Consider the following 14,461-nt stretch of genomic DNA (forward strand, 5'->3'; position numbering starts at 1 on the left):
GCAAGGGGCCCTTCCTTGCACCTCAGGGCACCGAGCGGATCTTCAGCACCAGGACGCTGCCCAGCACGGTGACCGCGGCGGTGACCGCGTAGAGCGCGCGGTAACCGCCGAGGTGCACCACGAGCGGGGCGGAGATGGCCGGCCCGAGCACCTGCGGGGCGGAGTTGGCGATGTTGATGACGCCGAGGTCCTTGGCCCGGTCCGCCGCAGCCGGCAGCACCTGGGTGATGAGCGCGGCGTCGACCGACAGGTAGACCCCGTAGCCGGCGCCCAGCAGCAGCGCGGCGGCCACCGCGACCGGCCAGACCGGGGCGGCGGCGAGCAGCAGCGCGGCGACGGCCATGATCCCGCCGGCGGTGATCACGAAGACCTTCCGCCGGCCGGTCCGGTCCGACAGCCGGCCGGCCACCACGGCGGTGCCCGCGAGGCCGGCGGTGTAGAGCAGGATCAGCACCAGCAGGCCGCCCTCGGGGTCGGCGTGGCGCACCTCGTCGGTGAGGAAGTAGAGCAGGTAGAGCGTGCCGAGCGCGTTGCCGAGCTGGACCAGGAACCGGGTGATCCAGGCCCAGCCGAAGTCGGGGTGGCGACGGGGCGAGACCCACATCGCGGCGAGCAGGGCGCGCGGTCGCAGCGCCGGGCGGTGCGCCCGGGGCAGCGGGTCGTCGGCGGTGAGCAGCGCGAACGGCAGGGACAGCAGCAGCACCGCCGCCGCCACCGCCAGGTAGCCGGCGGCGGTGCCGGTGACCAGGGCGGTGACCAGCACCACCCCGAGCACCAGCCCCAGCGCCTGGGGGACACCCACCCAGCCGGAGACACCGCCTCGCTGGGCGACGGGCACCCGGTCCGGCACGGCGGCGGTCAGGCTGGCCAGCATCGCGTTGAAGCAGACCTGGGCGGCGACCCAGCCGAGCGCGACCCCGGCGACGGTGCGTTGCTGGGCCAGCAGCACCAGGGCCGCCGCGCCGAGTACCGCGCCGCCGGCGGTCCAGACGTGCCGGCGGCCGAACTCCCGCCCGGCCAGCCGCAGGCAGGTCCGGTCCGACAGCGCCCCGGCGAGGGGGTTGGCGAGCACCGCGGCGAGCGCGCCGAACCCGGTGACCACGGCGAGCACGGCCTCCTTGTCGGCCGGCGCGATCCGTTCCACCTGCTGCGGCAGCAGCACCTGGATCGGCGTGAAGAACGCCATCCAGACCCCGAGGTTCGCGGCGAAGACCAGCGCGACCCAGCTCCGCCGGACCGGCACGGTCGGTTCGGCGAGCGCCGCCGGCAGCGACCCGGGCGTCGGGTCGACGGTGGTCACGGCCGGCTGATCAGGTCGCGGAACCAGGCGTACGAGGACTTGGGCGTACGGGCCTGCGTGTCGAAGTCGACGTGCACCAGGCCGAAGCGCTTGGTGAAGCCCTCCGCCCACTCCCAGTTGTCCAGCAGGGACCAGACGAAGTAGCCGGTCACGTCCACGCCCTCGTCCATCGCGGCCCGCACCGCGCGCAGGTGCCCGTCGAGGTACGCGATCCGTTCCGGGTCGTGCACCCGGCCGTCGGCGTCGGGCACGTCGTCGTACGCGCAGCCGCTCTCGGTGACCTGGATCGGCGGCAGGTCGTCGCCGTACGTGCGGTGCAGCCAGCCGAGCAGCTCACGCAGCCCGTCGGGGGCGACCGGCCAGTCGAACGCGGTGCGCGGGTACCCGTCCAGCGGCACCAGCTCGAACGGCAGCGGCGAGCCCTCGTCCGGGGCACGTACGCCGGTCGGGTTGTAGTAGTTGACCCCGAGCACGTCGATCGGGGCGGCGACGACGGCCAGGTCGCCGTCGCGCACCACGGTCTCGTCGAAGCCGAGCCCGACCGGGTAGCCCCGGCCGAGCAGCGGGTCGGTGAAGAGCCGGTTGTGCAGCGCCTCGTACGCCGCGCCCGCCGCCCGGTCGGCGTCGCTGTCGCCGGCCGGCCGCACGGGCGAGTAGTTGTTGGCGATGGCGACCGGGCTCGTGGTGCGCGCCCGCAGCGCCGCGACGGCGAGGCCGTGCCCGAGGAGTTGGTGGTGGGCGACCGGGAACGCGTCGAAGAGCAGCGTCCGCCCGGGGGCGTGCTCGCCCGTGCCGTGGCCGAGGCTCATGTGGATGAACGGCTCGTTGAGGGTGATCCAGAGCTTCACCCGGTCGCCGAGGCGGGCGGCGGTGGCGTCGGCGTACTCGGCGAACCGGTGGGCGGTGTCCCGGGCGAGCCAGCCGCCGGCGTCCTCTAGGGGCTGGGGCAGGTCCCAGTGGAAGAGGGTGGCGACCGGGTCGATGTCGTGGGCCAGCAGGTCGTCGACCAGCCGGTCGTAGAAGTCCAGCCCGGCGGCGTTGACCGGGCCGTCGCCGGTGGGCCGCACCCGGGGCCAGGCGACGGAGAAGCGGTACGCCGAGACGCCCAGCCCGGCCAGCAGCGCGACGTCCTCCGCGTGCCGGTGGTAGTGGTCGCAGGCCACGTCGCCGGTGCTGCCGTCGGCGATGCGGCCGGGGTCGTGGGCGAAGGTGTCCCAGATGGACGGGCCGCGCCCGTCCTCGCCGACGCCGCCCTCGATCTGGTAGGCGGAGGTGGACACTCCCCAGCGGAATCCGGCGGGGAACTCGGGCATCGCTGCGGTCGACATGCGCCCTCCCGTCGTACGTGAATCGTGCTCGCGACTCTAGGGGGCGGCTGGGCGTTGCGCCATAGGCCGTACGACGCCGTAGCGCAATGGATTTCGGCGTGTCTTTTTCCGAACCCGTCCAGGTACGTCCGAATTTGCGCATAGAGTGCCGATATCGTGGGATGTCCTCACTGGAGGAAAGACGGAAATGATCCTCGTGGAACGCAGTGCGCACGTGATGGCGCCGGTGGAAGCGGTCTGGAACGTCGTGCAGCGGGCCGAGCAGTTGCCGGCCTGGCTGGCGGGGGTCCGTGCGGCCGAGGTGCTCTCGGGAGAGGGCTTCGGGCGGCGACAACTGGTCCAGGCCGGCCGTGGCGCGGCGCATGAGGCCGAGGTGATCGCCTACCAGGAGCCGACCCTGATCGGCTGGCGCGAACGCGCCAAGGGCGCCGGTGCCCGGGCGGAGGCGCGCACCGAGATCTACGTCCAGCTCACCGCGGACGAGGAGGAGGGCGGGACGATCGTGCGACTCATCGTCGTGCGCTGGCCGGCCGGTCCGGTCAAGGCCGCCCTGCTCCGCCTCGGCCTGCGCAGGGTCGGCGCCGACCTGGAGGACTCGCTCGCCCGGCTGACCGATCTGGCCGCCGTCGGCTGAGCCGGGCACGTCCTGGCGCCACCCGCGACGGCGGTGGCCCGGTGTCCCCGCCAGGGACTCCGGACCACCGCCGGTTCGCTCGTCCGGCGACGACGAAGGGCCCGGCGCGGGTGCGCCGGGCCCTTCGTGCGTGCGTCCTAGCTGTCGCCGCCGGTCTCGCCGACCGGGGCCGCGTTGACGTCCTCGATGGCGTACTTCTTGGCCGCCTCGGCCGGCACGCTCGCCGGCACCGTGCCGCGGAGGGCCAGCTGCCGCAGCGTCGCGACCACCACCGACTCGGCGTCGACGTGGAAGTGCCGGCGCAGGGCGTGCCGGGTGTCGGACATGCCGAACCCGTCCGTGCCGAGCGACGTGTAGTCACCCGGCACCCAGCGGGCGATCAGGTCCGGCACCGCGCGCATCCAGTCGCTGACCGCGACCTTCGGGCCCTCGGCGTCGGCCAGCTTCTGCTGGATGTACGGCACCCGCTGCTCCGCGCCCGGGTTGAGCAGGTTGTGCTCCTCGCACTGCACCGCGTCCCGGCGCAGCTCCGTCCAGGAGGTCACCGACCAGACGTCGGCGGCCACGCCCCAGTCCTGGGCCAGCAGCTGCTGCGCCTTGAGCGCCCACTGCATGCCGGTGCCCGAGGCGAGCACGTTGGCCTTCGGCGCGTCGTCGCCCACCGACGGGGCGGGGGAGTAGCGGTAGATGCCCTTGAGCACGCCCTCGACGTCCACCCCCTCCGGCTCCGCCGGCTGGAGGATCGGCTCGTTGTAGATCGTCAGGTAGTAGAAGACGTTCTCCTGCGCCTCGCCGTACATCCGGTGCAGGCCGTTCTCGACGATGTGCGCGATCTCGAACGCGAACGCCGGGTCGTACGCGACCACCGCCGGGTTGGTGGCGGCGATCAGGAGCGAGTGGCCGTCCTCGTGCTGGAGCCCCTCACCGTTGAGCGTGGTGCGGCCGGCGGTGGCGCCGAGCAGGAAGCCCCGGGCCATCTGGTCGGCGGCGGCCCACAGCCCGTCGGCGGTGCGCTGGAACCCGAACATCGAGTAGAAGATGTACATCGGGATCATCGGCTCGTCGTGCGTCGCGTACGCCGAGCCCGCCGCGGTGAACGAGGCGACCGAGCCGGCCTCGTTGATGCCCTCGTGCAGGATCTGCCCGCCGACGGCCTCCTTGTACGACAGGAACAGCTCGCGGTCGACGGAGGTGTAGCGCTGGCCGTGTGGCGAGTAGATCTTCTGCGTCGGGAAGAGCGAGTCCATGCCGAAGGTGCGGGCCTCGTCCGGGATGATCGGCACCCAGCGCTTGCCGAACTCCTTGTCCTTCATCACGTCCTTGAGCAGGCGGACGAAGGCCATGGTGGTGGCCACCTTCTGCTTGCCCGAGCCGCGCTTGACGTCGGCGAAGCGCTCCGGGCCCGGGATGGCCAGCCGCTTGCTCCCCGGCCGCCGCGACGGCAGGTAGCCGCCGAGCTGCTGGCGCCGCTCCTTGAGGTAGGCGATCTCGTCGGACTTCTCGCCCGGGTTGTAGTACGGCGGGAGGTAGGGGTTGTCCTCCAGCACCTTGTCCGGGATGTCCAGGTAGAGCCGGTCGCGGAAGGTCTTCAGGTCCTCCAGCGTCAGCTTCTTCATCTGGTGCGTGGCGTTGCGGCCCTCGAAGTGCGAGCCGAGCGTCCAGCCCTTGATCGTCTTGGCCAGGATCACGGTCGGCTGGCCGGTGTGCTCCATCGCCGCCTTGTAGGCCGCGTAGAGCTTGCGGTAGTCGTGCCCGCCCCGCTTGAGGTTCCAGATCTCGTCGTCGCTGAGGTCCTCGACCATCTTGCGGGTCCGCTGGTCGCGGCCGAAGAAGTGCTCCCGGACGTACGCCCCGGACTCCGCCTTGTAGGTCTGGTAGTCGCCGTCGGGCGTGGTGTTCATCAGGTTGACCAGCGCGCCGTCGGTGTCCGCCGCCAGCAGCGGGTCCCACTCGCGGCCCCAGACCACCTTGATGACGTTCCAGCCGGCGCCCCGGAAGAACGCCTCCAGCTCCTGCATGACCTTGCCGTTGCCCCGCACCGGCCCGTCGAGCCGCTGGAGGTTGCAGTTGATCACGAAGGTGAGGTTGTCCAGCTCCTCGCGGGCGGCCACGCCGATCGCGCCGAGCGTCTCCGGCTCGTCCATCTCGCCGTCGCCCAGGTACGCCCATACGTGCTGGTCCGAGGTGTCCTTGATGCCCCGGTGGTGCAGGTAGCGGTTGAACCGCGCCTGGTAGATCGCGTTCAGCCCGCCGAGGCCCATGGAGACCGTGGGGAACTCCCAGAAGTCCGGCATCAGCCGCGGGTGCGGGTACGACGGCAGGCCGCCACCCGGGTGGGACAACTCCTGGCGGAAGCCGTCGAGCTGGTGCTCGGTCAGCCGCCCCTCGAGGAACGCCCGCGCGTACATGCCGGGGGAGGCGTGGCCCTGGTAGAAGATGTGGTCGCCGCCGCCCGGGTGGTTCTTGCCCCGGAAGAAGTGGTTGAAGCCCACCTCGTAGAGGGAGGCGGAGCTGGCGAAGGTGGAGATGTGTCCGCCGACGCCGATCTCGGGGCGCTGCGCCCGGTGCACGAGCATGGCCGCGTTCCACCGGACGTACGCCCGGATCCGCCGCTCCACGTGCTCGTCACCCGGGAACCACGGCTCGCGCTCCGGCGGGATGGTGTTGATGTAGTCGGTGGTGGTCAGCGACGGCACCCCGACCTGGCGCTCGCGGGCCCGCTCCAGCAGGCGCAGCATGACATAGCGGGCGCGCTTGGTTCCGCGCTCGTCGATGACACCATCGAGCGACTCGACCCATTCGCTGGTCTCTTCAGGGTCGATGTCCGGAAGCTGGCTCGGCAGACCAGCGGTGATCACCGGGCGCTTGCGTTCCGTAGCCACAGGCGTTCCCTCGGTTCTGTGTGGGATAGGTCTCTAGCGTCATCCTGCCCCCTGGTGGCACCCGCCGTCACGCCCACCGCCCTGAGACGCGACGCTGAACACAGGTACCCGCCAGTAACTTTCTGCGACCGGCGATCCACCAGTCGATCCGCCGGTCCAGGTCCGGTCCGGTGCCGGGGACTCCGGCGGCGGTTGGTCACCCCTTCGGGCAGAATGCGTCGTATGCGCAGTGAGGTGATCACGGTCCAGACCGGGTCCCGGCCGGCCGTCCGGGACATCACGGCGGAGGCCGAGCGGTTCGTCGCCGGTCAGGGCGATGGCCTGCTGCACGTCTTCGTGCCGCACGCCACGGCGGGGCTGGCGCTCATCGAGACCGGCTCGGGCTCCGACGACGACCTGCTCACCGCGCTCGACGACCTGCTGCCCACGGACGACCGCTGGCGGCACCGGCACGGCTCGCCCGGCCACGGGCGCGACCACGTGCTGCCGGCGTTCGTCCCCCCGTACGCGACGCTGCCGGTGGTCGGCGGGCGGTTGGCGCTGGGCACCTGGCAGTCGCTCTGTCTGGTCGACCCCAACGGCGACAACCCCACCCGGACCGTCCGGTTCTCCTTCCTCCCCGGCTGACCGCCCCCGCCCCGCATCGGGGCAGGGGCGGTGCCGGGTGGGCCTTCCGCGTCGCCGGTCAGGCGGCCGTGGCGAGCTGGGTGACGCGGACGCGGGTGACCAGCGCGTCGAGCAGGCCGCGGAGCAGTGCCTCGGTGGTCTCGTCCTTGACGGTGCCGTCGAGGGCCAGCTTCTCGTGCGCGTTCGTCACGATGATCTCCGGCTTGCTCAGCACGGCCGAGTCGGTCCAGAGGAAGAGCTGCCGGAGCTGGAGCTGGGCCCGTACGGTGCCCATGCCGGTCGGTGCCGCGCCCATGATGGCCACCGGCTTGTGCGCCAGGGGCGACACCCACGAGGTGATCGGGAAGCTCGGCCGGGACGCCCAGTCGAGCGCGTTCTTGAGCACGCCCGGCACGCCGTAGTTGTACTCCGGGGTGGCGATGAGCAGCGCGTCCGCCGCCGCGATCCGCTCCCGCAGGTCCACCACGGGCGCGGGCGGCTCGGGCTCGACGTCCTCGCTGAAGGGCGGGATGGCGCCGAGGTGCTCGTACCGCTGGATGGTCATGCCCTCGGGGGCGAGGCGCTGCGCGGCCCGGATCAGCGCCGTGTTGAACGACGCGTCGCGCAGGCTGCCGGAGATGGCGAGGACCGAGAGGTCGGACATGCGGGAACTCCTCCGTCGGGTGCCCATCGCGATTTGCGTGAGCTTCTCAATAGTAGAGCTACTCAACTATTGAACCGCAAGTAGGATGTGAGGCATGGCGCAGCACACCGACCTCTCCACCCGACCCGCTCCGGGCGACCGCCCCGAGCTGGCCGGCGACGTGGTGCGCCGGATCATGCACGTCGCCTCCGCGATGCGGCACCACCAGGACGTGGAGGTCGGCGCGCTGGGGCTCACCCCCGCCGCCGCCCGGGCGCTGCACGAGCTCGACCCCGACCGGCCGCTGCCGGCCCGGGACCTCGCCACGGTCCTCGGCTGCGACCGCTCCAACGTGACCGCCCTGGTCGACAAGCTGGAGCAGGCCGGGCTGGTGGAGCGGCGGATCGACCCGGCGGACCGGCGGCAGAAGACGCTGGTGGTGACCGACGAGGGTCGGCGGGTGCGGGCCCGGGTGCGGCAGGTCATGTCGGACTCCCGACTGCTCGCCGGGCTCACGGTCGACGAGCTGGCGAGCCTGCGCGAGCTGGTGTGGAAGGTCTCCGACGGCGGCTGCCCCGAGTCGTGCGGCGACGCCTGAACCGCCCCGCGTCGTTCGTGTCCGGGTGGGCGAGTCGGGCGCTCGTCGGTAATGCTGTCCGACGTGACCACCCCGCAAGATCTCGACGACCGGTTCCGGGAGGCGCTGGCCGCGCTGGCCGCCCCGCACCAGCCGCGTGACCCGGCGCGGCCGATCACCGACGACGCGACGCTCACCGGTGCCCGGGTGCTGGACCTCTTCGACGCCCAGGTGACCAGCCGCCAGCTCGACCTGGCGGGGCGCTGGCTGCGCAGCTTCGGCGAGGGGTTCTACACGATCGGCTCCGCCGGCCACGAGGGGAACGCCGCGGTCGCCGCCGCCCTGCGCGCCACCGATCCGGCGCTGCTGCACTACCGCTCGGGCGCCTTCTACTGCGTCCGTGCCGGTCAGGCCGCCGACACCGCCCGACCCGACCCGGCCGACCGGCCCGACCAGCCCACCGGCGCCGACCCGGCGCCCCCGGAAGACCACGCCGGCCGCGCGGACGGGCCCGGCCCGAACGAGCCGGCCGACGCGCCGCCGACCACCGGGGCCGCCGCGGACCGGCCGCTCCCCCCGGGGTACGCCGAGGCGGCCCGCGACGTGCTGCGGGGGATGGTCGCCTCCAGCCGGGAACCGATCGCCGGCGGGCGGCACAAGGTCTTCGGCCGGGCCGACCTGGCCGTCGTCCCGACCACCTCCACCATCGCCTCGCACCTGCCCCGCGCCGTCGGTACGGGGCTTGCCGTGGAACGCCTGCGCCGGATGGACACGGCCGGCCGGCGCGCCGGGGAGGGGGTGCGGGTCGGCAGCGGCGGGGGAGCGGCGCACGCGCCCTGGCCGCCCGATGCCATCGTGGTCTGCTCGTTCGGCGACGCCTCGGTCAACCACGCCAGCGCCACCGCCGCGTTCAACACCGCCGGCTGGTACGACCACACCGGCCTGCGCATCCCGGTGCTCTTCGTCTGCGAGGACAACGGCCTCGGCATCAGCGTCCGCTCCCCGAAGGGGTGGGTGGAGACCGCGCTGCGCTCCAGGCCGGGCATCCGCTACTTCGCGGCCGACGGCGGCGACCTGGTGCGGGCGTACGAGGTGGCGGCCGAGGCGGCGGCCTGGGTCCGCCGGCACCGGCGCCCGGCCGTGCTGCACCTGTCGACGGTACGGCTGATGGGGCACGCCGGCGCGGACGCCGAGACCGCGTACCGCGGTGCCGACGAGATCGCCGCCGACCTCGACCGGGACCCGCTGGTCGGCACCGCGCGGCTGCTGGTCGAGGCGGGCGTCGCGTCCGGCGACGAGCTGCTGGCCCGCTACGACGAGATCGGCTGGCAGGTGCGCCGGATCGCCGAGGAGGTGCTGGACGAGCCGAAACTCGCCGCGCCGGCCGAGGTGGTGGCGCCGCTGGCCCCCCGCCGGCCGGTGCGGGTCGCCCGCGCGGTGGCGGACGCGGCGGCCCGGGCCAGCGGCCCCGGCGCCGGGGCGCGGGCGGAGGCGTTCGGCGGCAAGCCGCCCGAGCTGACCGGCCCGCTGACCCTGGCGCAGAGCATCAACGCCGCGCTCGCCGACGGGATGCTCGACCACCCGCAGATGGCCGTGTTCGGCGAGGACGTCGGGGCCAAGGGCGGCGTGTACGGGGTGACCAAGGGGCTGCGGGACCGGTTCGGCGCGGCCCGGGTCTTCGACACCCTGCTCGACGAGACCTCGATCCTCGGGCTGGGGCTCGGCGCCGGGCTGGCCGGGATGCTGCCCGTGCCCGAGATCCAGTACCTGGCGTACCTGCACAACGCCGAGGACCAGGTGCGCGGCGAGGCGGCGACCACGCAGTTCTTCTCGCAGGGGGCGTTCCGTAACCCGATGGTGGTGCGGGTGGCCGGGCTGGCGTACCAGGAGGGCTTCGGCGGGCACTTCCACAACGACAACTCGGTGGCCGTACTCCGGGACGTGCCGGGCCTGGTGATCGCGGTGCCGGCGCGGCCGGACGACGCCGCGCCCATGTTGCGCACCTGCCTGGCCAGCGCGGCGGTGGACGGCAGCGTCTGCGTCTTCCTGGAGCCGATCGCGCTCTACCACACCCGCGACCTATACGCCGACGGCGACGGCGAGTGGCTGGCCCCCTATGCCGAGCCGGGCGCGTGGACCGGCGGGCACGTGCCGATCGGGCGGGCCCGGGTCTACGGGGTCGGCTCCGCCGAGGACGTCACGATCATCACGTTCGGTAACGGGGTGCGGATGTCGCTGCGTGCGGCGGCGACCCTCGCCGACGAGGGGATCGGCGTTCGGGTGGTGGATCTGCGCTGGCTCGCCCCGCTGCCGGTGGCGGACATCATCCGGGAGGCCGCCGCGACCGGCCGTGTGCTGGTGGTGGACGAGACGCGCCGGTCCGGCGGGGTGGGCGAGGGGGTGATCGCCGCCCTGGTCGACGCCGGATATGTCGGGGCGGCGCGGCGAGTGGCCGGAGTTGACTCTTTTGTACCATTAGGTCCGGCGGCGCGTCAGGTTCTGGTCTCCGAGGAAGCAATTACCCAGGGTGCCCGTACGCTCCTGGCACGGTAAATTCCGTTCCACCCGGTGCGCCACTTGCGCGGGGAGCCACAACTGTGTGGACTTGCCTGACGGCGTCGCACGACGCCGCCAGCAGGGATGAGATGAGGAGGCACGCGACAGTGAGCGCGACCGCTGGTCAGGCCGCCGACGGGGTACGCAGCCTGGCGGACCGGTTCGGGATCGAGCCGGGGATGGTCGTCATGGAGATGGGGTACGACGACGACGTCGACCAGGATCTCCGGGACGCCCTGACCGACCGCTGTGGAGAGCTGGTCGACGAGGACACCGACGAGGTGGTCGACGCGGTGCTGGTCTGGTACCGCGACGGCGACGGTGATCTCTTCGAGCTTCTCGTCGACGCCCTCGGCCCGCTGGCCGACAACGGTGTCGTGTGGCTGCTCACGCCCAAGGCCGGGCGCGAGGGGCACGTCGAGCCGAGCGAGATCGCCGAGTCCGCGCCCACCGCCGGCCTCCAACAGACCTCGACCGTCAACGCCGGCCGGGACTGGAGCGGCGCCCGCCTCGTCCTGCGGCGCGGGGCCAAGGGCAAGAAGTAGGCGCCGCTGTGGCACCCGGCGGCGCCCATCGCCGGGTGTGGCAGGCTGGTGCCCATCCGACCCGATCCTGAGGAGCTCGCATGCCGATCGAGGTTGGCGCCGAGGCGCCGGACTTCGTGCTCAAGGACCAGAACAACCAGGAGGTCCGGCTCTCGGACTTCCGCGGCAAGCGCACCGTGCTGCTGGTCTTCTACCCGCTCGCCTTCACCGGCATCTGCCAGGGTGAGCTGTGCGAGGTGCGGGACAACCTCAACGAGTACGTCAACGACGACGTCCAGGTGCTCACCGTCAGCGTCGACTCGGTCTACGCCCACAAGATCTGGGCCGACCGGGAGGGCTACCAGTTCCCGCTGCTGGCCGACTTCTGGCCGCACGGCGCGGTGGCCCAGGCGTACGGCGTCTTCAACGATGTCGCCGGCATCGCCAACCGGGGCACCTTCGTCATCGACAAGGCGGGCGTGGTGCGCTTCGCTGAGATGAACATGCCGGGCGAGGCCCGCGACCAGCAGGGCTGGCGCAAGGCCCTGGCGGAGGCCGTCGCGGCCTGACCAACCGGGCACACCGTACGACCGGGCCGGCGGGTGGCAGGGTAAGCTTGCCAGCCTCCGGCCCGCCGTACGGGCGTTCCGGGCGCGTAGCTCAGTGGGAGAGCACTCGCCTTACAAGCGAGGGGTCGCAGGTTCGAAACCTGCCGCGCCCACCCATCACCACCAGGACCGACGCCGGCCCGAAGATCAGAGATTCGGCCGATGACAGCAACGGTGACAGCAACCGGGTTCACGAGAGCCGTCCGTCGAGCTTGCCGAGGGCTTGCCGCATGACGTCAAGGTTGGCGTGCGAGTAGATCTTCAACGTGATCTTCACGTCTGCGTGCCGGGCGATGGCCTGGACGACGTGCGGCGGGACGCCCAGCTCCATCAGCAGAGACACGACGGTGTGTCGTAGGTCGTGCAGCCGGACGTCTGGGCAACCGGCCTTCTCTCTGGGGGCGGCGAAGTGGCGGTTGAGGTTGCGGGGCTCCATCGGCGTACCGACCTCGGAGGGAAAGACCAAGCCGTGGTCCTGCCAGATCTCGGCGACCTGCTCGCGTTCCCGGCGCTGGCGCTCCTGGTGGTCGAGCAGCGCCAGCCAGGTCCAGTCAGGCAGGGGCAGGACGCTATCCGAGTCCTCGGTCTTGGTGTCTTGCAGCTGTAGCTTCCCACCGGCCCGTTGGTCTGACCGATAGCGGCGGTGCCAGTGTCGAGGTCTGACCAGCGCAGCCCGAGGAGTTCACCGCGTCGCAGTCCGAGGGTTAGCGGCAGCTAGCACGGCGGGGATCTTTGGCGCTCTTTAATGCTCTACAATGGAGCATGTGAACTTGAAGGAATGGGCAGCGTCGCAGGGCATCGCGTACATCACCGCCCGTCGGCAGTACGCGGCCGGGACGTTGCCCGTTCCTACATACCGGCTCGGGCGGCTCATCATGGTCGGCGAGCCCCTAAGCGGCGCCACCCGGAACGCCGGGCAAGTCGTGGCCTACGCCCGGGTGTCGTCGTCCGAGCAGAAGACGGATCTGGACCGGCAGGTCGCCCGGGTCACCACATGGGCGACCGGGCAGCGTCTCGCCGTGGACCGGGTGGTGACCGAGGTCGGATCCGCACTAAACGGGCACCGCAAGAGGTTCCTCGCCCTGCTGCGCGACCCGGCCGTGACGACCATCGTCGTGGAGCACCGCGACCGATTCGCGCGTTTCGGAGCCGAGTATGTCGAGGCCGCCCTCGCCGCGCAGGGTCGCCGGCTGCTCGTGGTCGACCCGGCCGAGGTAGACGACGACCTAGTGCGCGACGTTACCGAGATCCTGACGTCGCTATGCGCCCGCCTCTACGGGCGGCGTGCCGCCGCGAACCGTGCCCGCCGCGCTGTCGAGGCCGCCACCAAGGACGACCCGGCGTGAAGACGATCCAGGCGTACCGGTTCGCCCTCGACCTGACCCCGGGCCAGGAGCGTGCGGTGCTGGCGCATGCCGGGGCCGCTCGCGTTGCGCACAACTGGGCGCTGGCGCGGGTCAAGGCCGTCATGAACCAGCGGGCCGCCGAACGAACCTACGGCGTGCCGGATGACCTCCTGACCCCAAGCATGTCGTGGACGCTGCCCGCCCTGCGTAAGACGTGGAACGCCGCCAAGGAGCAGGTCGCCCCGTGGTGGAGGGAATGCTCGAAGGAGGCGTTCAACACCGGCCTGGATGCGCTCGCTCGCGGGTTGAAGAATTGGGCTGACTCTCGTTCGGGTAAGCGGGCCGGACGGCCGGTCGGGTTCCCCCGGTTCAAGTCCCGCCGCCGCACCACCCCGTCCGTGCGGTTCACCACGGGCACGATCCGGGTCGAGCCGGGCCGTAAGCATGTGGTGCTGCCCCGACTGGGACGGTTGAAGCTGCACGAGTCGGCCCGAAAGCTCGCCCGCCGCCTCGAAGCAGGCACTGCCCGGATCATGTCCGCCACGGTCCGCCGTGACGGCGGCCGGTGGCACGTCGCCTTCTGCGTCGAGGTTGAACGGTGCGAGCGAACGCCGGCCCGACCCGACAGCGTGGTCGGTGTGGACGTCGGGATCAAGCACCTCGCGGTGCTGTCCACCGGCGAAATAGTCGACAATCCGCGCCACCTGACCGTCGCGCAGGCCCGGCTGCGGACGCTGGGCCGGGCGCTGTCGCGCAAGCAGGGTCCGGACCGGCGTATCGGACGACGGCCGTCGAAACGGTGGGAACGCACCGCTGCCCGGCTCGGCCGCGCCCACGCCCGCGTCGCGAATCTGCGCCGAGACGGCATGCACAAGCTCACCACCCGACTCGCCCGCGAGCACGGCACTATCGTGGTCGAAGACCTCAACGTGGCCGGCATGCTCGCCAACCGCAGGCTGGCCCGGCACATCACCGACGCCGGATTCGCCGAGATCCGCCGGCAGCTCACCTACAAGACCCAGTGGAACGGCGGACGACTGATCATCGCCGACCGTTGGTACCCATCCAGCAAGACATGCTCGGGTTGCGGCGCGGCGAAAGCCAAGCTCGCCCTGTCCGAGCGCGAGTACCACTGCGAGGCGTGTGGCCTGGTTATGAACCGCGACCGCAACGCCTCGCTGAACCTAGCCGCCCTCGCGGCCGAGTTCGACCCCGCCGGGAGTGGCCCGGTGGCAGCACGTGGAGCCGACCGTAAGACCCGCGTACGCGGGCAGGTGGCCGTGAAGCGTGAACCCAGCACGGCATCCGCCGGTCAGACCGGGACCGTCCCACCGCAAGGTAGGACTGCTGATCGCGTGCTCACTAGAGCGCACTGAAAGGTAACGGTCGCAGCCACGACGTAGAGCGCGTAGAGCCGGTGCCCCTCCGTCACAGCGAGGAGCCTGCGAACCTGTTCC

The 14,461-nt window shown here is 71.9% G+C and carries 13 protein-coding genes and 1 tRNA gene; 9 read left to right on the plus strand and 5 right to left on the minus strand.

Features of this window, described 5'->3' with window-relative positions; translation table 11 throughout:
- Positions 1–22: 22 nt before the first annotated feature.
- Positions 23–1,300: an MFS transporter gene (locus tag ACGF5C_RS10615; RefSeq protein ID WP_393299432.1), complete on the minus strand. Its 1,278-nt coding sequence runs from the start codon at positions 1,298–1,300 to the stop codon at positions 23–25.
- Complete coding sequence (locus tag ACGF5C_RS10620; protein WP_393299435.1) at positions 1,297–2,628, minus strand: GH1 family beta-glucosidase; 1,332 nt, start codon at positions 2,626–2,628, stop codon at positions 1,297–1,299. The genes ACGF5C_RS10615 and ACGF5C_RS10620 overlap by 4 nt, the downstream gene beginning before the upstream one ends.
- A 187-nt stretch (positions 2,629–2,815) precedes the next feature.
- Here ACGF5C_RS10620 and ACGF5C_RS10625 point away from each other — a divergent pair, with 187 nt between their 5' ends.
- Entirely contained in the window at positions 2,816–3,262 is a 447-nt protein-coding gene (locus tag ACGF5C_RS10625) for an SRPBCC family protein (RefSeq protein WP_393299438.1), read from the plus strand.
- 137 nt (positions 3,263–3,399) lie between these two features.
- On the opposite strand, the gene aceE is transcribed toward ACGF5C_RS10625, so the two are convergent.
- Positions 3,400–6,144 carry a pyruvate dehydrogenase (acetyl-transferring), homodimeric type gene (gene aceE / locus ACGF5C_RS10630; RefSeq protein WP_393299440.1) on the minus strand — a complete coding sequence of 915 codons (2,745 nt, stop codon included), beginning with the start codon at positions 6,142–6,144 and terminating at the stop codon, positions 3,400–3,402.
- A gap of 222 nt (positions 6,145–6,366) precedes the next feature.
- Here aceE and ACGF5C_RS10635 point away from each other — a divergent pair, with 222 nt between their 5' ends.
- Positions 6,367–6,771: a YjbQ family protein gene (locus ACGF5C_RS10635; protein ID WP_393299443.1), complete on the plus strand. Its 405-nt coding sequence runs from the start codon at positions 6,367–6,369 to the stop codon at positions 6,769–6,771.
- A 58-nt stretch (positions 6,772–6,829) separates the two neighbouring features.
- Here ACGF5C_RS10635 and ACGF5C_RS10640 read toward each other — a convergent pair whose 3' ends face one another.
- Positions 6,830–7,414, minus strand: a complete 585-nt coding sequence (locus tag ACGF5C_RS10640) for an NADPH-dependent FMN reductase (protein ID WP_393299446.1) — start codon at positions 7,412–7,414, stop codon at positions 6,830–6,832.
- A gap of 94 nt (positions 7,415–7,508) precedes the next feature.
- Between ACGF5C_RS10640 and ACGF5C_RS10645 the strand changes: the two genes are divergently transcribed.
- From ACGF5C_RS10645 to ACGF5C_RS10665, 5 genes are all read left to right on the plus strand, one after another.
- Positions 7,509–7,991, plus strand: coding sequence for a MarR family winged helix-turn-helix transcriptional regulator (locus ACGF5C_RS10645; protein ID WP_393299449.1), 483 nt, complete (start codon positions 7,509–7,511; stop codon positions 7,989–7,991).
- Between the two features lie 51 nt (positions 7,992–8,042).
- Positions 8,043–10,523 carry a transketolase C-terminal domain-containing protein gene (locus ACGF5C_RS10650; RefSeq protein ID WP_393299452.1) on the plus strand — a complete coding sequence of 827 codons (2,481 nt, stop codon included), beginning with the start codon at positions 8,043–8,045 and terminating at the stop codon, positions 10,521–10,523.
- Positions 10,524–10,633: 110 nt separating this feature from the next.
- The gene (locus tag ACGF5C_RS10655) at positions 10,634–11,071 is read left to right on the plus strand and encodes a DUF3052 domain-containing protein (RefSeq protein WP_357450928.1); all 438 of its coding nucleotides are present in this window, start codon (positions 10,634–10,636) and stop codon (positions 11,069–11,071) included.
- Positions 11,072–11,151: 80 nt separating this feature from the next.
- Positions 11,152–11,619 carry a peroxiredoxin gene (locus tag ACGF5C_RS10660; protein ID WP_091104391.1) on the plus strand — a complete coding sequence of 156 codons (468 nt, stop codon included), beginning with the start codon at positions 11,152–11,154 and terminating at the stop codon, positions 11,617–11,619.
- Positions 11,620–11,699: 80 nt separating this feature from the next.
- Positions 11,700–11,771, plus strand: a tRNA-Val gene (locus ACGF5C_RS10665).
- Positions 11,772–11,848: 77 nt separating this feature from the next.
- Here the strand turns inward: ACGF5C_RS10665 and ACGF5C_RS10670 are convergent.
- Positions 11,849–12,124, minus strand: coding sequence for a tyrosine-type recombinase/integrase (locus ACGF5C_RS10670; RefSeq protein WP_393299455.1), 276 nt, complete (start codon positions 12,122–12,124; stop codon positions 11,849–11,851).
- A gap of 298 nt (positions 12,125–12,422) precedes the next feature.
- Here ACGF5C_RS10670 and ACGF5C_RS10675 point away from each other — a divergent pair, with 298 nt between their 5' ends.
- Positions 12,423–13,004, plus strand: a complete 582-nt coding sequence (locus ACGF5C_RS10675; RefSeq protein ID WP_393299458.1) for an IS607 family transposase — start codon at positions 12,423–12,425, stop codon at positions 13,002–13,004.
- Positions 13,001–14,380: an IS607 family element RNA-guided endonuclease TnpB gene (tnpB, locus tag ACGF5C_RS10680; RefSeq protein WP_393299461.1), complete on the plus strand. Its 1,380-nt coding sequence runs from the start codon at positions 13,001–13,003 to the stop codon at positions 14,378–14,380. Before ACGF5C_RS10675 ends, tnpB begins: the two co-directional genes overlap by 4 nt.
- Positions 14,381–14,461: the final 81 nt, after the last annotated feature.

It is taken from the genome of Micromonospora sp. NPDC047620 (assembly GCF_043205005.1).
In the GTDB taxonomy this organism is placed as follows: Bacteria; Actinomycetota; Actinomycetes; order Mycobacteriales; family Micromonosporaceae; genus Micromonospora.

What these genes read in the sequence shown, in the direction of transcription:
- ACGF5C_RS10645 (WP_393299449.1), top strand. Translation starts at nt 7,509, where the DNA reads ATGGCGCAGCACACCGACCTCTCCACCCGACCCGCTCCGGGCGACCGC.
- ACGF5C_RS10625 (WP_393299438.1), top strand. Translation starts at nt 2,816, where the DNA reads ATGATCCTCGTGGAACGCAGTGCGCACGTGATGGCGCCGGTGGAAGCG.
- ACGF5C_RS10660 (WP_091104391.1), top strand. Translation starts at nt 11,152, where the DNA reads ATGCCGATCGAGGTTGGCGCCGAGGCGCCGGACTTCGTGCTCAAGGAC.
- ACGF5C_RS10640 (WP_393299446.1), bottom strand. Translation starts at nt 7,414, where the DNA reads ATGTCCGACCTCTCGGTCCTCGCCATCTCCGGCAGCCTGCGCGACGCG.
- ACGF5C_RS10635 (WP_393299443.1), top strand. Translation starts at nt 6,367, where the DNA reads ATGCGCAGTGAGGTGATCACGGTCCAGACCGGGTCCCGGCCGGCCGTC.
- ACGF5C_RS10650 (WP_393299452.1), top strand. Translation starts at nt 8,043, where the DNA reads ATGCTGTCCGACGTGACCACCCCGCAAGATCTCGACGACCGGTTCCGG.
- ACGF5C_RS10620 (WP_393299435.1), bottom strand. Translation starts at nt 2,628, where the DNA reads ATGTCGACCGCAGCGATGCCCGAGTTCCCCGCCGGATTCCGCTGGGGA.